This window comes from Lysinibacillus sp. NPDC097279, assembly GCF_044761745.1.
Taxonomy (GTDB): domain Bacteria; phylum Bacillota; class Bacilli; order Bacillales_A; family Planococcaceae; genus Lysinibacillus.
Genome location: NZ_JBIWDA010000004.1, coordinates 233,494 through 254,508, shown reverse-complemented (window position 1 = coordinate 254,508; position 21,015 = coordinate 233,494). Strand labels below are relative to the sequence as shown.

The following is a 21,015-nucleotide window of genomic DNA, read 5'->3' as shown; positions in this document are numbered from 1 at the left end:
ATCGAAAAGATATAATAAACAAGGGTAATAGGAGTAGGGGACGTTTACCCTACTCCTTTTTAAATACAAATATCTTGGATAAAATATGGATGACTTGCTATCTGCATACAGGTAGTAGTTACCTTGTCTTTTACAAGACACCGAACATTACTTTTGCTACTATAAAAGCTAATAAAGGTATATTTTAACTTGGTCCAAAATGTGTAAAACCAAGATGGGTTGAGCACATTTTATAATGTCCGCACAACAAAACTTTGAAGGGGGTTTCTTCATGTTAAATAAGAAAACAATGAAAGATCTTGATGTAAAAGGGAAGCGCGTCTTCGTACGTGTCGATTTTAATGTACCAATGGCAGATGGAGAAATTACAGATGAAACACGTATCCGCGCAGCCATTCCAACGATTGAATATTTAGTCGAACAAGGCGCAAAAGTTATTTTAGCGTCTCATTTAGGTCGTCCAAAAGGTGAAGTAAAAGAAGATATGCGATTAACTGCAGTAGGTATCCGCCTTGCTGAAATTTTAGGTAAGCCTGTTACTAAATTGGATGAGTCAATCGGTGAAGCAGTAGAAACAGCTGTGGAGAACATGCAAAATGGCGATATCGTTCTACTGGAAAATGTGCGCTTCCATGCTGGTGAAGAGAAAAACGATCCTGCACTTGCCGAACAATTTGCTAAACTAGCGGACGTTTATGTCAACGATGCATTCGGTGCTGCTCACCGTGCACATGCTTCAACAGAAGGGATTGCAAAACACATCCCTGCTGTATCTGGCTTCCTTATGGAAAAAGAATTAGATGTATTAGGAAAAGCATTATCAAATCCTGAGCGTCCTTTCACTGCGATAATTGGTGGCGCAAAAGTAAAAGATAAAATCGGTGTTATTGAGAGCTTACTTGAAAAGGTAGACCATTTAATTATTGGCGGCGGTTTATCATTTACCTTCATTAAAGCGCAAGGTCATGATATCGGTAAATCGTTATTAGAAGAAGATAAAATTGAACTAGCAAAATCGTTCATTGAAAAAGCGCAGGCAAAAGGCGTGCAGTTACATATGCCAATTGATGCAGTGGTAGCCAATGAATTTTCGAAAGATGCAGAGACAAAAGTTGTCGATGTAGATGCTATCCCAGCTGATTGGATGGGTCTTGATATTGGACCAAAAACAGCTGCACACTATGCAGAAGTTATTCAAAATTCAAAATTAATCATTTGGAATGGACCAATGGGCGTTTTTGAATTAGAACCATTTGCAAATGGTACAAAAACTGTTGCAGACGCAATGGCAGCAACTGCTGGCTATACTGTAATCGGTGGCGGAGATTCCGCAGCAGCAGTAGAAAAATTCGAAGTAGCTGATAAAATGGACCACATTTCTACTGGTGGCGGCGCTTCACTTGAATTAATGGAAGGCAAAGAGCTTCCTGGTATTGTGGCATTAAACGATAAATAATAGATAGGAGGCATAACGATGCGTAAACCAATTATTGCAGGTAACTGGAAAATGTATAAAACATTTGAAGAGGCAATACAGTTTGTCGATAGCTTGCAGGATAATCTCCCTGCCAATGATAAAGTAGATGCTGTTATTTGTGCACCAGCACTTTTTCTACCAACACTAGTGCAAATCGCTAGTGAATCTGAGCTAGCAATTGGTGCTCAAACAATGCATTACGAAAACGAAGGTGCGTTTACAGGTGAAATTAGTCCAGCGCAGCTTGCAAGCGTTGAGGTTGACTATGTAATATTAGGACACTCTGAGCGACGTGAATATTATAACGAAACTGATGAAGCTATCAATAAAAAGGTGGCAGCAGCGCTTTCACATAATATCGTGCCAATTATTTGTTGTGGTGAAACATTGGAAGAACGTGAGGCAGGTACGACAGAGCAAAAAGTAGCTGGCCAAATTACAGCGGCGCTTGCAGGCTTTGCCGCACAGGATGTAGAGCATATGGTTCTTGCCTATGAGCCTATTTGGGCAATCGGTACAGGTAAAACAGCAACAGCAGAAGATGCTAACCAAGTATGTGGTGCTATTCGTGCAGTTGTTGAAAAATTATATGATAACGCAACAGCAGAGGCTGTGCGTATTCAATACGGCGGTAGCGTAAAGCCTGATAATATTAAAGAATTATTGTCAAAAGAGCATATCGATGGGGCGCTAGTCGGTGGTGCAAGCTTACAAGCTGAGTCATATTTAGAATTATTGGAGGCGGCAGCAAATGCCTAAAAAGCCAGTAGCATTAATTATTTTAGATGGTTTCGCATTCCGTAATGAAACATTCGGAAATGCCGTTGCGCAAGCAAAGAAACCAAATTTTGATCGCTTTTGGAACCAATTTCCGCATTCAACTTTAATAGCTTCAGGTGAAGCAGTAGGGTTGCCAGAAGGACAAATGGGGAACTCTGAAGTTGGGCACTTAAATATTGGAGCGGGCCGTATAGTGTATCAAAGCTTAACGCGCTTAAATAAATCGATTCGCGAAGGAGATTTCTTTACGAATCAAGCATTTTTAGACGCAGTAGCACATGTGAAAGCACATAATTCTAAGCTACATGTTATGGGTTTATTATCAGATGGCGGTGTACATAGCCATTATGAGCACATGTTTGCGCTATTAAAGCTTGCAAAAGAACAAGGGCTTGAAGATGTTTTTGTGCATGCATTTTTAGATGGTCGTGATGTTGGACCAACAACAGCGATCGACTATATCGAAGAAACAGAAAAACAAATGGCTGCGATTGGTATTGGTAAATTTGCTTCCATCCATGGACGCTATTATGCGATGGATCGCGACAAACGTTGGGACCGTGTAGCATTATCTTATAATGTCCTCGTTGATGGGGTTGGACAAACAGCGGAAAGCGCAAAAGGTGGCGTTACTGAATCTTATGAGCGTGAAGTGACCGATGAATTTGTTATTCCATTTAGCATCCAAGAACATGGAGAGCCAGTAGCAACAATTGATGATAATGACGCGGTAATTTTCTTTAATTTCCGACCAGACCGTGCAATTCAATTATCGAAAGTATTTACAAATCCAACATTTGACGGCTTTGCTTTATCAGCAAATCATCCGCAAAATGTAAAATTCGTATCGTTTACACATTATAGTGATGAAGTGAACGCACAAGTTGCTTATGAAAATGACAACTTAAAAAATACGATTGGTGAAGTGTTAGCCTCTAATGGTAAAACACAGCTACGTATTGCTGAAACAGAAAAATATCCACATGTGACATTCTTTATGAGTGGCGGACGTGAGGAGAAATTCGCAGGTGAAGAACGTCTTCTGATCGCTTCTCCAAAAGTAGCGACATACGATTTGAAACCTGAAATGAGTGCTTATGAAGTAACAGACGCATTGCTTGCAGAGATTGCAGCCGACAAATTTGATGGCATTATTTTAAACTTTGCGAACCCTGATATGGTGGGACATAGTGGAATGCTAGAGCCGACAATTAAAGCAATCGAAGCTGTCGACGAATGTCTAGGAAAAGTAGTAGATGCCCTGCTTGAAAAAGGCGGAGCGGCTATTATTACAGCTGACCACGGTAACTCTGACGAGGTTGTAACGTTAGAAGGAAATCCGATGACAGCTCATACAACAAACCCTGTTCCAGTAATTGTGACGAAAGCAAATTTAATGTTAAGAAATGGTGGCATTTTAGCCGATTTAGCGCCAACCATGTTAGAATTATTAGAGGTGTCACAACCTATTGAAATGACAGGTAAATCATTAATCGAAAAAGAGGAGAATTAATTATGCCATTTATTACACAAGTTTATGCGCGCGAAGTTTTAGACTCACGTGGGAACCCAACAGTAGAAGTTGAAGTATTTACAGAATCAGGTGCTTTTGGTCGCGCAATCGTGCCATCAGGTGCATCTACAGGTGAATACGAAGCGGTAGAATTACGCGATGGTGACAAATCACGTTACCTTGGCAAAGGTGTATTAAAAGCAGTCGAAAATGTTAACACAATTATTGCACAAGAATTAGAAGGTAGTTTCTCAGTTCTTGACCAAGTAGTAATCGACAAAGCTTTAATCGAGCTAGATGGCACAGAAAACAAAGGTAAACTAGGTGCAAACGCAATCCTAGGTGTTTCAATGGCAGTTGCACATGCTGCAGCAGATTATTTAGATGTACCTCTTTATCAATATCTTGGCGGTTTCAACTCAAAACAATTACCAGTACCGATGATGAACATCTTAAATGGTGGTGCACATGCGGATAACAACGTAGACATCCAAGAATTCATGGTAATGCCTGTTGGCGCAGAAAACTTCCGTCATGCATTACGTATGGGTGCTGAAATTTTCCATAGCTTAAAAGCAGTACTAAAAGATAAAGGCTACAACACAGCTGTAGGTGATGAAGGTGGTTTCGCACCAAACCTTGGTTCGAACGAAGAAGCAATCACTGTTATCCTTGAAGCAATCGAAAAAGCTGGCTACAAAGCTGGTGAAGAAGTGAAATTAGCAATGGACGTGGCGTCTTCTGAATTATTCAACAAAGAAGATGGCAAATACCATTTAGATGGTGAGGGCGTTGTGAAAACTTCTGAGGAAATGGTGGACTGGTACGAACAGTTAACTTCAAAATACCCAATCATCTCAATTGAAGACGGCTTAGACGAAAACGACTGGGCTGGTCATAAATTATTAACAGACCGCATTGGCGCTCGCGTACAATTAGTGGGAGATGATTTATTCGTAACAAATACGAAAAAATTAGCTTCTGGTATTGAGCAAGGTGTTGGTAACTCAATTTTAATCAAAGTAAACCAAATCGGTACCTTAACAGAAACATTTGAAGCAATCGAAATGGCGAAACGTGCTGGTTACACAGCAGTTATCTCTCACCGTTCTGGTGAATCAGAAGATGCAACAATTGCTGATATCGCTGTTGCAACAAATGCTGGTCAAATTAAAACGGGTGCTCCATCTCGTACAGACCGCGTTGCAAAATACAACCAACTTCTGCGCATCGAAGATCAACTTGGTGCAACATCAGAATACCTTGGTTTAAAAACTTTCTATAACTTAAAATAAGTGAACAGCTAGTACTAGCTTCAGACTATAGACAAACTTGTTTGTCTATAGTCTTTTTTTAACGAATGAATTTTTACTAACAGGGGTCATATTATTCTAAATCGTAAAAATTCACTGCGCTTTCCGCGGGCACGACGTAAGCCGCAACCCTCGCTAGCGCGCGGTTTGTTGCGTCTTACATTACGTGCGTTCCCGCAGGAGTCTACGTGAATTTTTACTTAGTGATAAAAAAACATAGGAACTGCCTGGCTCATATTTGTAATTGTGTGAGTGCCTGTCACTATTCACTATTCAATTAGTGCGTGATTGAAGTAAAGTGAGCATGGAGAGAGTTCTACAACGTTGATTTCCGTTGCGGGCGGCGCTTTCCGCGGGCACATCGTAAGCCGCAACCCTCGCTAGCGCGCGGCTAGTTGCGTCTTAGGTTCCGTGCTGTTCCCGCAGGAGTCGCCGCCCTCCACTGCAATCTACTAGTATAAATTGTGTGAGTGCCTGGCACTGTGTGCGTTCAAAGTAGGACAAGTAATGCAAGAAAATTCAAAATTGTTTGGGTGCCAGTCACTGCATTTGGGATTTGAATTATTTCTATATTTTTTTGTATAATATCAGTAGAGTAGAGTGAGACTTCTACTTTTTAATGTATGTATTGTACATAGTATTTGGAAAAGTTATACCATTTTGTAATCTGTGTTTGTCATGGGAATCTTTATTTGTTATAATATAGTGTGTTGTGATGTTTCAAAGTTCGGGAGGTGCAGTGGATGCATACAGCAGTATTAATAGCTTTAGTTATCGTATCATTAGCATTGGTTGTCGTAGTTTTATTACAATCTAGTAAAAGTGCAGGCTTGTCAGGTGCCATCTCGGGTGGAGCTGAACAACTATTTGGAAAGCAAAAAGCACGTGGTATGGATTTAATTCTTCACCGTGCAACAATTGTTTTATCAATTTTATTCTTTCTTTTAGCAATCGCTATTGCAAAAATATAATAGTTGAAGATATTCCGCCTAACCTCGACTGGTTGGGCGTTTTCTTTTATTTTCAGTACATAGATGAACCTAGACGAATAATGTGGGTATTATACGTATAAAAGATGCTAAATTACGCCAATGTATAATGGATATGGCTATAATAGAGTGAATATGTTTTACAGTGAAGGAGAACTTGCCATGAACAAATCATTATCTCAGCCATTTTTCTTTCAAGCAGGACCGCGTGCAGTGTTATTATTACACGGATTTACTGGTAGCTCTGCAGATGTGCGTATGCTTGGTAGATATTTAGAGAAAAAAGGGTATACTACATTAGCGCCTCATTATAAAGGGCACGGTGTGCAACCTGAAGAACTCATTACAACAGGACCAACTGATTGGTGGCAAGATGTTAAAGCGGCGTACCAAAAATTACAAGATGCTGGCTATGAGGAAATTGCCGTAGCAGGGCTATCACTTGGCGGTGTGATGGCTTTAAATGTAGCACTAAACAATCCTGTAAAGGGCATTGTTACAATGTGTGCACCAATAACGATGCGTACAACAGACGTAATGTTTGAAGGCGTATTGAAATATGCTAAGGAATACAAAAAATTTGAAGGCAAAACCGACGCAGAAATTGATGCAGAAGTGTCGTTAATCGCTGACAAAGGTATGCCATCATTACAACAACTTCGTGAGTTTATTACGCAGACTCGGAAAGAAATAGATATGATTTATGCCCCTATTTTTGTCGTACAGGCGACAAATGATGAGGTAATAGAGACAGAATCTGCCAACATTATATATAATCAAACTGAGTCACTAGAAAAATATATCAAGTGGTATGAAAACTCAAAACACGTTATAACATTAGATCAAGAAAAAGATCAATTACATGAAGATATTTATCGTTTTTTAGAAGGCCTAAATTGGGCACACTAAAAATGATTTAGGATTTTTACATGAGGGAGGGTATTAAGTATGACGGACAAAAAAGATTCACTACAAAGTCGATTACTCGAGTTTTTCGGTGAAGAAGAATATAAACCTTTAACCGTTGGAGAAATAGAAGACGAATTCGGGTTTGAGGACGCAGAAGAATTTAAGGAGCTCGTAAAAACGCTCGTACGCATGGAGGGGCAGGGCTTAGTTGTACGCTCACGCTCGAACCGTTACGGCTTACCAGAGCGCATGAATTTACTACGTGGTAAATTTATCGGCCACGCAAAAGGATTTGGCTTTGTCGCACCTGATGTTGAGGGCATGGACGATGTCTTTATTCCACCGCACGAAGTAAATGGTGCCATTAATGGCGACATAGTACTTATTCGTGTGTTAAAGGAATCATTTGGCGATCGCCGCGAAGGTACAATCACAAAAGTTGTAGAACGTGGGCAAACGTCATTTGTTGGAACATTCCAAGCAAATAGAGGCTTCGGCTTTGTCGTATTGGACGATAAAAAATTACCAATGGACATTTTCATTGCAAAAGGCGATACATTAGGCGCTGTTGATGGCCACAAAGTGGTCGTAGAAATTGCGACATGGCCAGAAGATTTAAAATCAGCAACAGGCTATATTACAAAAATTTTAGGACATAAAAATGACCCAGGTGTCGATATTTTATCAATTCTATATAAGCACGACATTCCACCAGAGTTCCCAGAAGAAGTGGTCGCTGCTGCACAACGAGTGCCAGATGAAATTTCACCAGCAGATTTAGAGGGGCGTCGTGATTTACGTCATGAAACAATCGTCACAATCGATGGTGCAGATGCAAAAGATTTAGATGATGCGGTAACCGTAACAAAAAATGTAGATGGTACCTACAAGCTTGGCGTACATATTGCCGATGTCAGCTATTACGTAACACAAGGCTCTGTAATAGACATTGAAGCATATGACCGCGCAACAAGTGTATATTTAACAGACCGTGTTATTCCAATGATTCCACATCGACTATCAAACGGTATTTGTTCTTTAAATCCACAGGTAGATCGACTAACGCTATCGTGTGAAATGATTATTGATGGCAATGGTAATGTCATTGCGCATGAAATTTTCCAAAGTGTCATTAAAACGACAGAGCGTATGACGTACAAAGACGTTTACAAAATTTTAGAGGAAAAAGATGAAGAACTAATTGCTCGCTATGAGCCACTTGTACCGATGTTTAACCATATGGCAGAGCTTTCAAAAATTTTACGCAATAAACGTGAGCTACGTGGTGCGATTGACTTTGACTTTAAAGAATCAAAAGTAATCGTCGATGAAGATGGATGGCCAGTCGATATTGAATTACGTGAACGAACTGTAGCAGAGAAATTAATTGAAGATTTCATGCTTGCTGCCAACGAAACGGTTGCAGAACATTTCCATTGGATGAATGTTCCGTTCCTATACCGTATTCACGAAGATCCAAAGCCAGAAAAGCTACAACGCTTCTTTGAATTCGTAACGAACTTCGGTATTTTAATTAAAGGTACAGGCAATACGGTGCATCCAAAAGCATTGCAAGATGTTTTATCAGCAATTGAGGGCATGCCAGAAGAACCTGTTATTTCAACGATGCTACTACGCTCAATGCAACAAGCGAAGTACTATCCAGAAAGCATTGGTCACTTCGGTTTATCGACGGATTTCTATACACATTTCACATCACCAATTCGTCGTTACCCTGACTTAGTTGTCCACCGTTTAATTCGCACGTACTTAATTAATAAAGACACGTCACAAGAAACGGTTGCACAGTGGTCGATGGCGATGGATGAAATTGCCGACCACACATCAGAACGCGAACGTCGTGCAGTCGATGCAGAACGTGATACAGACGCACTGAAAAAAGCACAATATATGTCTGATAAAATCGGCGAAGAGTTCGAAGGTATCGTTTCTTCTGTTACAAACTTCGGTATCTTTATCGAGCTACCAAATACGATTGAAGGCCTCGTGCACATTAGCAATATGACCGACGATTACTATCGCTTCGATGATCGCCAAATGATGATGATTGGTGAACGTACGAACCGCCAATTCCGCATCGGTGATGAAGTAAAAGTACGCGTCGCAAACGTCATTATTGAGGAGTCATCGATTGACTTTGAAATCGTAGGAATGGTAACTTCTTATGGAAGAACAAGAAAAGCAACACCTACAGTTATTCATGCACGCAAAAACTATAATGATAATAAAGATGGCCGCAGCAGCCGTAGCAGTCGTTCAGGTGGTGGCAAAGGTCGCCGTGACGATGAAAAACAAAGCCGTGGTGACTCATCTAAACGCGGTGAACGAGGCGGAAGCGACCGTGACCCACGTGGCCGACGCAAAGATAGCTCAAGCCCAGGCCCGAAAAAAGGCGTAAAGCAAAAACAAAAGTTTTACGAAGGCATTGCGAAAAAAGGCAAAAAGAAAAAAACAAAACGTAAATAAAAAATCCAGCGTGAGCAGGCTAAGTCCTGCTCAACCTTTGAATTGAGGGTGAACAAGATGGCAAAAGGTACTGGGAAAGTATTAGCACAAAACAAAAAAGCAGGGCATGACTACTTCATTGAAGAGACGATTGAAGCAGGCATGGTACTAACAGGCACAGAAATTAAAGCCATTCGTGCAGGCAAAGTCCAATTACGCGACTCGTACGTTCGAATCACAAGCGGCGAAGCATGGATTAGCAACATGCATGTCAGCCCATTCGACCAAGGGAACCGTTTCAACCACGACCCACTACGCGCCCGTAAATTGCTTCTACATAAAAAGCAAATCGGCGAACTAGTCGGTGCCGTCAAACGCGATGGCTACACAATCATCCCACTGAAGATGTACATTAAGGACGGCTACGCCAAACTCCTTATCGGCGTCGGCAAAGGGAAAAAAGACTACGACAAACGCGACGACATGCGCAAAAAAGAAGCAAAACGCGAAATGGAACGTACCTTCAAAGCAAAAAATCAATATTGATAGATTTAGAGAGATTGAAGCTCACCACTTGTTGTGGTGAGCTTTTTCTATATTTTGGCGCAAGGTGATGACCTTGGGCACGGGCTTATCTGCGAAGCGGGCGAGGATTTCAGCTGCGGCGGGCGCTTTCCGCGGGACAAGATGAGGTGAGGATACCGCGGAGCATGGTGAGGATTCCGCGAAATGAGGTGTTAATTCCGCGGAACGAAGAGGGAATTCCGCGAAGCGGGGTTGAATCCGCGAAATGAGGTGAGGATACCGCGGAGCAGGAGGTAAATTCCGCGAAGTGAGGGGGTAATCCCGCGGAACGAGAGGATAATTCCGCGAAATGAGGTGAGGATTCCGCGGAGCAGGAGAATCCACGAAATGAAGAGAGAATACCGCGGAACGAGAGGTTAATTCCGCGAAGTGAGGTGTTAATCCCGCGGAGCTAGGATGTATTTCGCGAAGCGGGGGTGAGTCCATGAAATGAAGAGATAATCCCGCGGAGCAGGAGGTTAATTCCGCGAAGTGAGGAGCTAATTCCGCGGAACGAGGAGGTATTTCCGCGAAGCGGGGGTGAATCCATGAAATGAAGAGAGAGTCCCGCGAAGCAGGAGGTCAATTCCGCGGAGCGAGAGGATAATTCCGCGAAGCAAGGTGAGGATTCCGCGAAAAGAGGAGCTAATTCCGCGAAGCAGGGGAGAATCCATGAAATGAAGAGAGAATCCCGCGGAGCAGGTGGTTAATTCCGCGAAGTGAGGTGAGGATTCCGCGGAGCAGGTGGTTAATTCCGCGAAGTGAGGTGAGGATTCCGCGGAGCGAGGAGGGAATTCCGCGAAGTGAGGTGAGGATTCCGCGAAGCAGGGGAGAATCCACGAAATGAGGAGAGAATTCCGCGGAGCAGGAGGTCAATTCCACGAAATGAGGGGAGAATCCCGCGGAACGAGATGGAAAAACTTCACGTTTTTCCATCTTCTGTTATTTTCTTGTGCAATAATAAGAATGTTTTGATGTAGGTGAGATTTTTTTAAAGATTTTACGTTTTTAATGTAAGGAGGTGGGTCTCATGGATGAGCAGCTGATACAAAAAATCATAGCCGGGGATCAACAAGCATTTCGCATCATTGTTGATACATATAAGCAGCCACTTGTCAGCTATTTAACATATCAAACGAATGACGAGGAATTGGCGAAAGATATTGCGCAAGAATCATTTATCAAATGCTATGAAAACTTAGTTCATTTTAAAGGTGGATCTTTTAAGGCATGGCTTTTTCGTATCGCGATTAATCAACTGATTGATTATAAAAGGAAGCATAAGGAAGATCCGACACCAATTGAGGAAACGCCCTCATTAGAAACACCTGAATCATTAATGATTGAAAAAGAACAGAACGAGTTGCTTCAGCAATGGCTTAAAACATTAGAACACAAAACGTACCAAGTTTTCGTTCTGAAGTATGCCAGTAATTGCTCTTACGAAGAAATCGCTGAGACACTCAATATTTCAATATCGGAAGTACGAAACCGACTGCATAGAACAAAGAAGCGGCTAAGAAACGCTATGTTGAAGGGGGAGATTAATAATGAACTGCTTATCAATTGAAGAAATGCACGATTTTATCGACGGGCGAATAGACGATAACAAAATGATGCAAATGGACAAGCATATTCAATCATGTGCAACCTGCTCTGCATTATTAGATGAACAACTAGAAACAGAACAGCTCATAAGCTCCCTGTTTCCTGCAGTGCATGTGGATGCTTCATTTACAGATCAAGTGATGGATCAATTACCAAAGAAAAAAACTTCTCTTACAAAAAAGCGCGACTGGCGGGCAACTTTTATAGCAGCCGCATTCGTCACAGCCGCATTATTATTTCTAGTAATTTCAACTGTGAAACAGGAGCCTGTAACTAGTTCTACGCCTATTACGATAAAAGTAAAAGATGTTAAGCTGACAGACGCTTTCATAACAGTAACGTTAGCTACATCTGGCTATAATGGAAAGGAATTGTTCTTCAATGAATCAACAAAGGGTGATGTTGCACTCGTGTTACCAAACGGGAAAAGAGAAGTAGCAAGTTACGCTGCTAATCAATCAGCGAATGAAATTACCTATGAGTTCCCTTTATTTAATGTGACGTATGATGAATTTAAGTTGCTTTTTAATTATCAACACATATATGACGAGGAAGGTCAGTGGACACTAGAAGTACCGATTGATCGCAAGGAATTGTTAGCCCAAACAGAGACTGTTACACTACATTCCACATTTGAAAAAGAAGGCGTTGACGTAAACTTTATCCGTGCACAACATGGACCACAGAACTCTATCTTCAAATTTGAAACAAAATTTACGGAGGAGATGGCAACATTCGTAGAGCAACAAGTAGATAAATTTACAGCTGATTTACCGCTAAAGGAAAAGGAAGCTTATGCAGGCTATAATGTACAAATACTTTATGATGTTATTGACGCTGATGGGCAAAAATTACAACGCTCGGTTCCTGAAGATAACATCAATATTCAAAATGATCGCTACGCGCATACTGAAACGATTAGTGCCTATCCAAGCGTACAAGAAGGTGGCTATATAGCTGTTACTGGTGCCAAGTATGAGTTGCCAACGAATGTCCGACACCCGCTAACAGTGGACCAATTACCGTACACCTTTACTTATAAAAATACAGAATATGAAGTAAAGCTCTTATCCGATCAACGTCTTGTAATTTCATCAGACGCAAAGACAACGACAATTAGCGACTGGCATATTACAGTGAATAATAAAACAGCATGGGATACAGCCCAATTCCGAGAAGATAAAGAAAAAAAGTATACAACCATCACATTCGATGAGGGGATTCAATTAGATTCGTTTATCCTTTACGGTCAAACGGAATTAAAATATGTTTACTTTGATGAACCGATTCGTGTAGATATACGCTAACCTAAAAACACCTTTTCAAAAGGTGTTTTTACTATGCTTTTTTGGAGTTGATATAGAACTATAAATCTGTAAATAAGGCACTATACTTGAAGTACAGCTAGGTTTGTTTTATAATAAGTATTGTTAATGCCAGCATGTATTGAAGCGTAGTACTACTCTTCAACCGTACTAGAAGCAATTCTAGCTCTTTGTTTGATCGAGGCAATAAGCTTCGCATCATATTCAAGGGGACGTTACGGATTCGACAGGGATGGTTCAAGCTTTGGTCGCGCGTCGGAGGTCTCGGCTCCGTCATCAACGGAAGTTATATAATAACTGGCAAACAACAAAACTTAGCTTTCGCAGCGTAAGCTCGTAAGCGCTCTGCCTCTCTATCGCCCATGTAGAGAACGTGGGGCCCAACTTTAGTGGGATACGGTCGATGGTGCCACCTGAGTCACCGGCAAGAGATTTCCAGGTTAGCGTACAGGACGCCTGTTTGTCGGCATAATGCTACGCGAATTGCGAATGGACAAACTACACGCGTAGAAGCTGAAGTATTGGAGTCTTTGGACGCGGGTTCGACTCCCGCCGTCTCCATACTTAAAAACCGTTATTTGTAGCGTTATATCAACGTTCAAATGGCGTACATAGCGTCTGACGCTGTACAATCGTACAGTCAAGCGGACAACAATCGACCTTCTAATCTTAACGGATTAGGAGGTTTTTTTGCGTGGTTAAACGTACAAGAAAACATGGCGCGTTTGCAGTCGATGAAACATTCGATATTGATTTTAAGCGTGTAGAGGATAGGCGCGATTCATTAACGGTACAACAGGCGCTAAAGACGGTATTTCGTCAAATGGAAATCAGCGGTAACAGGCCGCGAACAATCGAAAGCTATGAGTTTGCGTGGAACGAATTTATCAAGGTAACAAGCGTTCGATACGTCGAAGATATTGATGCGAATATGATTTACGATTACTTGAACGAAATCGACGTATCAAATGCAACGAAGCTAGTTCGCTTGAAATCGTTGAAGGCGATTCTTAATCGTTTCTTCGATAACCGTTGGATTGAGATTCGTTTTTGGTCGAAGATTCAAATTAAAGTTGATAAGACGGTTAAAGGTGCATCAAAAGAGAGCGACGTTGAAGTATTACTATCGCTTATTGACCGTGGCACTTACGTTGGTTTCCGTGATTCAGTTGCGATTTTGCTTATGTATAAGACAGGTCTGCGAATAACAACGATTGGTGAATTGCGTGAACGTCATATGGACTTTGTTAAGAATACCATTGATATGGACGGTGCGGTCCTTAAAAATCGCGACACGTTAAAGCTGCCGATAGACGATCAGTTGGCGGAAATGTTGAAAGTATTAATCGAGAAAAACAAGCAGATTCGCCGTAAATACAATACGCGTAATACTTACGTTTTCTTATCCGCAAATGGACAAGGCATTAATAATAGCCAGTCGTCCAGTAACGCAATTTCAAAGTCATTAACGAAATATGCAAGAGAGTTCGGCTTAAAGAACGTCAATGCTCACGCGTTAAGACGAGCATTTGCGACTAACTTATTAAATCAAGGCGCTAATGTCGCTTTAATATCGAAAGCTCTCGGACACAAAAGTTTGGAGACAACAACCGTCTACCTCGATTTAGAGAAGGAATTTGTCGCAGAGTCTTTGCGTGATTATTTATAAACAGAAAAAAGCCGCTAGTGTTGACGCACTAACGACTTCTAACTTAATATCTACGCTAAAAATTGCCTGGCAGCAATAGCGTTTCTTAGGGTTCATTATATCGAAATTTTTTCGATGGTGCAACTTCTATTAAGTGCATCCTTTTTTAGCAGTAGCGACGAGGTTGCCCATAATTCGTCGTTAAAATAACCTGGAAAGGTTGCCGAACCGTTGCAAAAAATCGGATATATCGCAGGTCAAGCCGTTTCCTGTTACGGTTGCGATGAATAGGTGAGCGCCACCAATAAGGGCGCGGCATGGATTATCGGCTAGTTACGGCTAGGGTAAGCATGTACAAGCGGACAATCAGCGTACAAATACGCTCAATTAAGGACTACCGCACGTCTAGGACGATAATTAGACGAGTACATAAGGATAGAAATATCCCAATCTAACAGGAGCATACGAGCCACCCAGGACGTCACTATGACGCTGAAATATGCGGTTGTTACTTATTGTTGCTATTCACGTATTTCTACGAATTTAGCGATAATAGGTAACCTCTCTGCGCCGATTTCCCGGATCGAGCAGCTATTCTGCTGAAAATAGGTGCTGTTGTCAACTCACTCATTATTCAAAATTCAATAAATCTATCTAATGTTAATTAGTTTATTTTGTATATTTTGATTTTAGAAGGAATTTTTTGTGCTTTTGTCGAAATAGATTTATGAAGAGCATCTTTTAGGAGTGAAAATAATCTATGTATAATTTGACAACAACGTTTCTTCAAGAAATTGAAAATGAATTAAATAGGAAAAATTTTTTAATTGAAGATTTTAGTATTGAATCGAAAAATTACACAGATTTTGTAGAGTTAAATATTCAATATATTTATTTACCACAATACAAATTTAAAGGAAACATATATAAAGATGAAGAAAGGTTTAAAGTAGAGTTTAATCCTGGAGCTGTTACATTTACAGTTCGAAAAGATTATTTAAAAAAATACGACTTCTTAATTAATATCCGAGAGTGGTTAAATAATATATATAATGAAATGACAAAGACACCTATTGCAAGAAAAGTAAACGAGCATGATGAAATATTAAAGTCCTTGCAAGAAAAAATTCATTCTATGGGAGAAGAAGGCGATCAATTTTTCACAAAAGAAGAAGGGGAAAATCTAGGATATAAGTTAAATGAACTAGAAGAATTGCTGAAGAATGAAATTCTTGAAAAAGACGAAAATAAAGATATACAAAAACAAAATTTAGATCAGCTTTATTCTGAAATTAATACATTAAGAAAACATTTAGATATATTAAATAAAAAAAATTGGTTCCTTTCGTTTTCTGTAAGACTTTTTAAATGGATTAAACGCAATCCAGATATGACCAGACGAGTGGCCGGCTTTTCTAGAGAATTGCTCCCAGATGAAGTTAAAGATATTGTTTCTCAAGAAGCATTGGATCAATTATTACCTCCAGGTAATTTAGAAATAGCAGCAGGCTCGGAAAGTGAATAACATATTACTTTTTCAGTTATTAGCGCAGCCAATTAGTCGGCATGCGCTTTTTCTTCGTCTACTTCTAGAATATCGATTAACTCAGTAAGATCAAATATTTTTCAATTTACATGAAGTTCTATTTAAAAAATTTTTTTCGTTAAAGTAAAATACATACAGAAAGGGGGAAACCAATTTTTTTTCAAAAAAAACAGTTTACAAACTAATATGATATGACTCGGCTTTATAAAAATGCATACATTTAAGAAATTTAACATATCCATGAGATATGTGAAGAATTATGAATTGAATGGGGGAAATGGAATATGAATATGTCTATAAGTAAACTGGTAGTTAATGATTTTCTAAGAAAAAAATTTTCAAAGTCTCAAATTAATGTACTATTGTTTTATGCACAGTTTTGGAAGGATCCCATAGAAATCTGCCGCTTAGTTGGCTGGGCAATTGGTCCTGATAAAAAAACGCAGTGCCATCAGAAAAGAATTACACTAGAGGCTAAGGGTAATCTGGAAAAACATTTGCTGAGCATTTACCATCAAATACCTACCTTAAAGGATTTTGAAGAACTTATGAAACTTATTAGAATAAAAGGCATAAAAGGCATTGGGGATTTGACGGTGTATGATACTGCTGAGCGGATTGGATATGCTTTTGGACTCCATCCAACTAAGGTATATCTTCACAGGGGAACGAGAACCGGTGCAATAAATCTGTTAGGGCGTAAAGCAGTGAGGGGACGAAAGTATCTGTATATGCATGAGTTTCCAGTGGAATTTCAAATTCTTACACCAAGGGAAATGGAAAATTGTTTGTGCATCTATAAGGACACTTTCCTAACTGGTAAACTACCTAAGCAGAAGTTAGCATGTAATGGAAAAATGATTGAAATGAAGAACGCATGTTAAGTGGGAAGAAAGACGATAGCCGTTATTGGCCGTCGTCTTTTTTGTCATCTACCTCTATAAAATCAATTATCTCGGTAATATCATCAATCCCCAAAGTTTCGGCGATCCTCTCAATATGCCCAAAGTTAATATTTCTTCTCTTGCCATTATTTAATTCGCTTAGTGCTGCGTGTCTTATATCGCACATCTCCGCCAATTTCCTTAATGATTTAACCTCGTACTTTTCTATTAAATAATCGATTTTTATAACAACTTGCTTAGTCATACAAAATTCCTCCTAAATTACACTTGACGTTACGCATTAGCGTACCATATAATGATAACAGAAGTGGTACTCAAAAGCGTACCGTAAATTAGAATATCGGGAGGTTTTACGAATGAATCAATCTAGCCAACGTATTTTACTCGACGAGGATTATGTAGTCACAATGGTAACAACGCAATTAATGGATGGGGTGCAGCTAATCGTCTGCGAAGAAGAAGGCGAAGCAACGCTTATGATAAATGACGCAGATATAAACCTCAAATATACAGAGGAATTGGCTTCTATTCTTGCCGACTTGAACGACTACACAGCGGAGCATCTACTTATGGTCCTAGCGCAAGTTGATCGTTTAGCTTCGTAATACGTTAAATTGTGCGTCAAATAACGGTATAGCCAATTGAAAAAGCGATTGTTTAGTAGTCTATACGTTAAAAATGACGTAATTTACCGTATTTATACCTTTAGGAGCGTATTGCGGCGCATTATTTCCACCAGTTAGCATGAGTGGCGCATGACTAACATTACGGTGAAGGCGACTTGAAACGTGATTGGACGGATTTCTGACACGTTTACATACATCATGAGCGTTTGCTGACGTTCGAGAATATACAGCATAGTTGCAGATTGGCGACGGGCGATTGAGAAAGAAGGAAAACCGAACGTTTTGGCGGACGTTCATCACACTAGGTTGACGCGTATTAAATAGATGAAAAACGGTCTTTGTTGCTGCATAGACTAAAAAACTAGAGGCGGTTTCATTCGTCTCTAGTCATATTTTAATATTAATTTTCGTGATTTAGCATCATAAATTTTGTAGCCAATTTCAAACATATGGTCCTTTGTCACTGTAACCTTACAATAGTAAGGGATTGACTTACCATAAGCGTCTAGCTCAGGGACATGGTTAAAGTAATATTGTTCATCAGTATCTATCATGTTAAAAGTTGCTTCTGCAGAGCGCCCGGAAGAAGAAACTTCAATCGTACAATCCCCACTAATAACATCATAATCTTTTTGAATAAAATATTTTAGACTTGGTAGGGTAACCACTAACATAAAAACACCAAATATAAATGCAGAAACAGTCTTAACTACATTTATAATTCCAAATGCTTCCTCGACATACATAAAAATAAATAATATAACTGCCAAGATAACAAATAAAAATCCTAATATGAGTACCAAATAATACAATTGTTCACTTCCTATGTAATTGTTGAGTGTTTTATAGTAGCAACTTTTAAGTTTACCACACATATCTTATCGTTTTTTTCATGCCGAGGAAACAGGTGGATTATTCCACTAAATATATTCTTCACATCTTCTGATATAGAAAATAGGAAAGTATGTTACCTTCATTTCGCCTTTATAAACGTGGCTATAAACAGTTTTAATTCGCAAGTCGACGTATTTATCATAAGAAGGTTAAAACGCCTAAAACGAAAGGAGAATTATCAGAAATGGGAAACGAATTATCCATGCTATCTACTGATATAAATGTAATAACAGCAGAAATTAACGCTTATCAACGAGTAGCTGGCGAAGCTATTTTCGAGATTGGTAAACGGTTGAAGCATGTTAAAGAAAACGACTTGGCGCATGGTGAATTCGGTAATTGGGCGGAATCAATCGGGATACATCCGACAGATGCCAGCCGATTCATTAAAGTTTTCGACGAAGTAGGCGGATCAAAATTGGGTACGTACACAAATTTCGGACTAAAGGCGCTCTATTTAATCGCCACCATGCCCGAAGCCCACGTGGAACCATTTGACGATAGGTTGATACGAATAAAAGTGGATTAACGCTTAGAGGGAGTAAGGCTGAACGGAAGTAGAGGGAAAAAGTTTAAAAAAAATGCAAAAAACTGCTTTACATTTGCAAGCAGTGACCGATATAATAAAAGTTGGTATGTCTGTTTTCGAGCAGAATAAACCTATATTATCAAATATCAATTTATAATGTCATTATACAGGGAGTTGGGCAACTTTGCAAGTAGTAAACGGAAAATTTATCGTAATTCATTCTCGACAAGTAGCGCAATCAATTATGGACGCAGGACAAGTCTTAATTAAAACGGAGCCGAGCCGTCATAGGCTGGGTAAATTGGTCTTTGTGTTTGAACGATTACAATTAATTAATGAGATTCTCGCGAAAAGTAAACGATTGCAACAGATTCGTTAATCCGTATCAATATCTATAGTTTGTTTATAACGTAATCAGTAAATAGATTGATGGCTGCGGAGGCTTAGCCGACGCAAAGGTTTTCATCATTTATATCCATTAATACCGATTTTAAAAGTAATCAAAACACTTAAGCCAGCTGTCGCTGTCTTGCATAGCGAAGGTAATATGCCTCTATTTATTTAAGGGCAATACGCTATAAACCCTGGTATATCAACGATTCTATGATTTTTTTCTACGGAATCGTAGAATATTAACCGTACTAATTTGAAAAATAGGGGGAACGAATATGACAGAAATTTTAGTAGTGGACGCAATTATGGGCAAAGGAAAAACACAATACGCAATACAGCACATGAATGAGGCAAGCCCGCTGGATAGTTTCATCTTCATTACACCTTTTTTATCGGAAGTTGAGCGGATTAAAACTAGTGTAACGGAACATTGTTTCGTTGAACCGACAATATACAACGGCACATCTAAACTCGAGGATTTAAAGCGATTAGTCGCAAATAACCGCAATATTGTGAGTACACATGCGTTATTTGCAAAGGCGGACGACGAGCTTATCGAGTTATTGGAGCAGTCCGGTTATACGCTTATTCTCGATGAAGTTATGGATATTGTAGAAAGTGTACCGATTAAATCTGCAGATATTAGACGACTCCAATCAAACGGTGACATCTTAATTAATGAGGATACTATGAGCGTAGAGTGGACGGGTGATCCTGATGACAACAGTCGATATAAAGATATTCGGGAACTAGCACAAGCGGGAAATCTGTATTTATTCCGAGGCTCATTTATGGTTTGGACATTTCCACCAGCCGTATTCAAAGCGTTTCCTAAAGTGATTGTCTTAACGTATCTCTTTAAATGTCAAATGCAACGATACTACTTCGATATGTTCGGACTAGAGTACGAGTTTAAGAGTGTTCAAAAGAACGGAGATAAATACGAATTATGCGACTACGATGTTCGAGCAGAAGGACGGGTCCAATTGCGAAAATTAATTAACGTGGTGGATAACGAAAAACTAAATGCTGTTGGTAAAGGTAAGTTTGCGTTAAGCCAGGCGAAGTTAAAAAAATATGACGCTGATACTCTCGAACAAATAAAAAAGAACACTGCTAACTTCTTCAAACATTACGCTGAAAATGCTAAAGCTGCTGACGTGTATATATCGACATTAAAAGAAGTAGAGCCTTTTTTAGCGCCTCGAGGTTTTAGCGTGAAAAATTGTTTTATTCCTCACAATGCTCGGGCAACAAACGAGTATGCTAATCGCCGAGCAGTTGCATATTTAATTAATCGGTTTATGAACAAGGATAAAATGTCCTTCTTCCAGGACAACGGAGTTAAGGTAGACGAAGATTTATATGCGTTGAGTGAGCTTGTTCAGTGGTTATGGCGCTCGCGGATTAGAAATGGCAAACCAATTCACGCGTATATCCCATCGGAACGTATGCGAGAATTACTCGATAAATGGGCAAGCAACGAGATTTAATTGCAACATTCTTCATAAAAATTTTTCTTCAAAGGGG

19 protein-coding genes and 1 other RNA gene are annotated in these 21,015 nt (G+C 39.8%); 18 read left to right on the top strand and 2 right to left on the bottom strand.

Annotation, left to right across the window (positions count from 1 at the left end):
* The first annotated feature begins 271 nt into the window (after nt 1–271).
* The 14 genes from ACIQ1H_RS17170 (at nt 272) to ACIQ1H_RS17105 (ending at nt 17,022) form a co-directional block, all read left to right on the top strand.
* Complete coding sequence (locus tag ACIQ1H_RS17170) at nt 272–1,456, top strand: phosphoglycerate kinase (protein WP_402890357.1); 1,185 nt, start codon at nt 272–274, stop codon at nt 1,454–1,456.
* An 18-nt stretch (nt 1,457–1,474) separates the two neighbouring features.
* Nucleotides 1,475–2,236: a triose-phosphate isomerase gene (gene tpiA, locus ACIQ1H_RS17165; protein WP_402890356.1), complete on the top strand. Its 762-nt coding sequence runs from the start codon at nt 1,475–1,477 to the stop codon at nt 2,234–2,236.
* Nucleotides 2,229–3,770, top strand: coding sequence for a 2,3-bisphosphoglycerate-independent phosphoglycerate mutase (gene gpmI / locus ACIQ1H_RS17160; protein WP_402890354.1), 1,542 nt, complete (start codon nt 2,229–2,231; stop codon nt 3,768–3,770). Before tpiA ends, gpmI begins: the two co-directional genes overlap by 8 nt.
* Nucleotides 3,771–3,772: 2 nt before the next feature.
* Nucleotides 3,773–5,065, top strand: a complete 1,293-nt coding sequence (gene eno, locus ACIQ1H_RS17155) for a phosphopyruvate hydratase (protein ID WP_402890352.1) — start codon at nt 3,773–3,775, stop codon at nt 5,063–5,065.
* 761 nt (nt 5,066–5,826) lie between these two features.
* The gene (gene secG / locus ACIQ1H_RS17150; protein ID WP_173479464.1) at nt 5,827–6,054 is read left to right on the top strand and encodes a preprotein translocase subunit SecG; all 228 of its coding nucleotides are present in this window, start codon (nt 5,827–5,829) and stop codon (nt 6,052–6,054) included.
* Nucleotides 6,055–6,234: 180 nt separating this feature from the next.
* Entirely contained in the window at nt 6,235–6,981 is a 747-nt protein-coding gene (locus ACIQ1H_RS17145) for an alpha/beta hydrolase (RefSeq protein ID WP_402890350.1), read from the top strand.
* A 39-nt stretch (nt 6,982–7,020) separates the two neighbouring features.
* The gene (gene rnr / locus ACIQ1H_RS17140) at nt 7,021–9,468 is read left to right on the top strand and encodes a ribonuclease R (protein WP_402890349.1); all 2,448 of its coding nucleotides are present in this window, start codon (nt 7,021–7,023) and stop codon (nt 9,466–9,468) included.
* A 57-nt stretch (nt 9,469–9,525) separates the two neighbouring features.
* Nucleotides 9,526–9,993, top strand: coding sequence for an SsrA-binding protein SmpB (gene smpB / locus ACIQ1H_RS17135; RefSeq protein ID WP_340822545.1), 468 nt, complete (start codon nt 9,526–9,528; stop codon nt 9,991–9,993).
* A gap of 1,048 nt (nt 9,994–11,041) precedes the next feature.
* Nucleotides 11,042–11,581: an RNA polymerase sigma factor gene (locus ACIQ1H_RS17130; protein ID WP_402890347.1), complete on the top strand. Its 540-nt coding sequence runs from the start codon at nt 11,042–11,044 to the stop codon at nt 11,579–11,581.
* Complete coding sequence (locus ACIQ1H_RS17125; RefSeq protein WP_402890346.1) at nt 11,562–12,926, top strand: anti-sigma factor family protein; 1,365 nt, start codon at nt 11,562–11,564, stop codon at nt 12,924–12,926. Before ACIQ1H_RS17130 ends, ACIQ1H_RS17125 begins: the two co-directional genes overlap by 20 nt.
* Before the next feature lie 226 nt (nt 12,927–13,152).
* Nucleotides 13,153–13,508, top strand: a transfer-messenger RNA (tmRNA) gene (gene ssrA, locus ACIQ1H_RS17120).
* A 130-nt stretch (nt 13,509–13,638) separates the two neighbouring features.
* Nucleotides 13,639–14,613 (top strand): tyrosine-type recombinase/integrase, encoded by a 975-nt coding sequence (locus tag ACIQ1H_RS17115; protein ID WP_402890344.1) that lies wholly within the window; start codon nt 13,639–13,641, stop codon nt 14,611–14,613.
* A gap of 739 nt (nt 14,614–15,352) precedes the next feature.
* Nucleotides 15,353–16,117 carry a hypothetical protein gene (locus ACIQ1H_RS17110; RefSeq protein WP_340822550.1) on the top strand — a complete coding sequence of 255 codons (765 nt, stop codon included), beginning with the start codon at nt 15,353–15,355 and terminating at the stop codon, nt 16,115–16,117.
* Nucleotides 16,118–16,422: 305 nt separating this feature from the next.
* Entirely contained in the window at nt 16,423–17,022 is a 600-nt protein-coding gene (locus ACIQ1H_RS17105; RefSeq protein WP_402890342.1) for a hypothetical protein, read from the top strand.
* A 22-nt stretch (nt 17,023–17,044) separates the two neighbouring features.
* On the opposite strand, the gene ACIQ1H_RS17100 is transcribed toward ACIQ1H_RS17105, so the two are convergent.
* Complete coding sequence (locus ACIQ1H_RS17100) at nt 17,045–17,287, bottom strand: helix-turn-helix domain-containing protein (protein WP_340822553.1); 243 nt, start codon at nt 17,285–17,287, stop codon at nt 17,045–17,047.
* Nucleotides 17,288–17,399: 112 nt separating this feature from the next.
* On the opposite strand from ACIQ1H_RS17100, the gene ACIQ1H_RS17095 reads away from it, so the two are divergent.
* Nucleotides 17,400–17,648, top strand: a complete 249-nt coding sequence (locus tag ACIQ1H_RS17095) for a hypothetical protein (RefSeq protein WP_402890340.1) — start codon at nt 17,400–17,402, stop codon at nt 17,646–17,648.
* A 404-nt stretch (nt 17,649–18,052) separates the two neighbouring features.
* Here ACIQ1H_RS17095 and ACIQ1H_RS17090 read toward each other — a convergent pair whose 3' ends face one another.
* On the bottom strand, nt 18,053–18,481 hold the full coding sequence (locus ACIQ1H_RS17090) for a hypothetical protein (protein ID WP_402890339.1): 429 nt from the start codon (nt 18,479–18,481) through the stop codon (nt 18,053–18,055).
* Nucleotides 18,482–18,747: 266 nt separating this feature from the next.
* Here ACIQ1H_RS17090 and ACIQ1H_RS17085 point away from each other — a divergent pair, with 266 nt between their 5' ends.
* The 3 genes from ACIQ1H_RS17085 (at nt 18,748) to ACIQ1H_RS17075 (ending at nt 20,978) form a co-directional block, all read left to right on the top strand.
* Nucleotides 18,748–19,092 carry a DUF3102 domain-containing protein gene (locus ACIQ1H_RS17085; protein ID WP_402890337.1) on the top strand — a complete coding sequence of 115 codons (345 nt, stop codon included), beginning with the start codon at nt 18,748–18,750 and terminating at the stop codon, nt 19,090–19,092.
* Between the two features lie 184 nt (nt 19,093–19,276).
* On the top strand, nt 19,277–19,471 hold the full coding sequence (locus ACIQ1H_RS17080; protein WP_402890335.1) for a hypothetical protein: 195 nt from the start codon (nt 19,277–19,279) through the stop codon (nt 19,469–19,471).
* Between the two features lie 289 nt (nt 19,472–19,760).
* A complete protein-coding gene (locus ACIQ1H_RS17075; protein ID WP_402890333.1) occupies nt 19,761–20,978 on the top strand; it encodes a hypothetical protein in 1,218 nt (405 codons plus the stop codon).
* Nucleotides 20,979–21,015 lie beyond the last annotated feature (37 nt).

Excerpts from the sequence above, each read along its gene's own strand:
- ACIQ1H_RS17170 (WP_402890357.1), top strand. The coding sequence starts at position 272 with ATGTTAAATAAGAAAACAATGAAAGATCTTGATGTAAAAGGGAAGCGC.
- tpiA (WP_402890356.1), top strand. The coding sequence starts at position 1,475 with ATGCGTAAACCAATTATTGCAGGTAACTGGAAAATGTATAAAACATTT.
- gpmI (WP_402890354.1), top strand. The coding sequence starts at position 2,229 with ATGCCTAAAAAGCCAGTAGCATTAATTATTTTAGATGGTTTCGCATTC.
- eno (WP_402890352.1), top strand. The coding sequence starts at position 3,773 with ATGCCATTTATTACACAAGTTTATGCGCGCGAAGTTTTAGACTCACGT.
- secG (WP_173479464.1), top strand. The coding sequence starts at position 5,827 with ATGCATACAGCAGTATTAATAGCTTTAGTTATCGTATCATTAGCATTG.
- ACIQ1H_RS17145 (WP_402890350.1), top strand. The coding sequence starts at position 6,235 with ATGAACAAATCATTATCTCAGCCATTTTTCTTTCAAGCAGGACCGCGT.
- rnr (WP_402890349.1), top strand. The coding sequence starts at position 7,021 with ATGACGGACAAAAAAGATTCACTACAAAGTCGATTACTCGAGTTTTTC.
- smpB (WP_340822545.1), top strand. The coding sequence starts at position 9,526 with ATGGCAAAAGGTACTGGGAAAGTATTAGCACAAAACAAAAAAGCAGGG.
- ACIQ1H_RS17130 (WP_402890347.1), top strand. The coding sequence starts at position 11,042 with ATGGATGAGCAGCTGATACAAAAAATCATAGCCGGGGATCAACAAGCA.
- ACIQ1H_RS17125 (WP_402890346.1), top strand. The coding sequence starts at position 11,562 with ATGAACTGCTTATCAATTGAAGAAATGCACGATTTTATCGACGGGCGA.
- ACIQ1H_RS17110 (WP_340822550.1), top strand. The coding sequence starts at position 15,353 with ATGTATAATTTGACAACAACGTTTCTTCAAGAAATTGAAAATGAATTA.
- ACIQ1H_RS17105 (WP_402890342.1), top strand. The coding sequence starts at position 16,423 with ATGAATATGTCTATAAGTAAACTGGTAGTTAATGATTTTCTAAGAAAA.
- ACIQ1H_RS17100 (WP_340822553.1), bottom strand. The coding sequence starts at position 17,287 with ATGACTAAGCAAGTTGTTATAAAAATCGATTATTTAATAGAAAAGTAC.
- ACIQ1H_RS17095 (WP_402890340.1), top strand. The coding sequence starts at position 17,400 with ATGAATCAATCTAGCCAACGTATTTTACTCGACGAGGATTATGTAGTC.
- ACIQ1H_RS17085 (WP_402890337.1), top strand. The coding sequence starts at position 18,748 with ATGGGAAACGAATTATCCATGCTATCTACTGATATAAATGTAATAACA.
- ACIQ1H_RS17075 (WP_402890333.1), top strand. The coding sequence starts at position 19,761 with ATGACAGAAATTTTAGTAGTGGACGCAATTATGGGCAAAGGAAAAACA.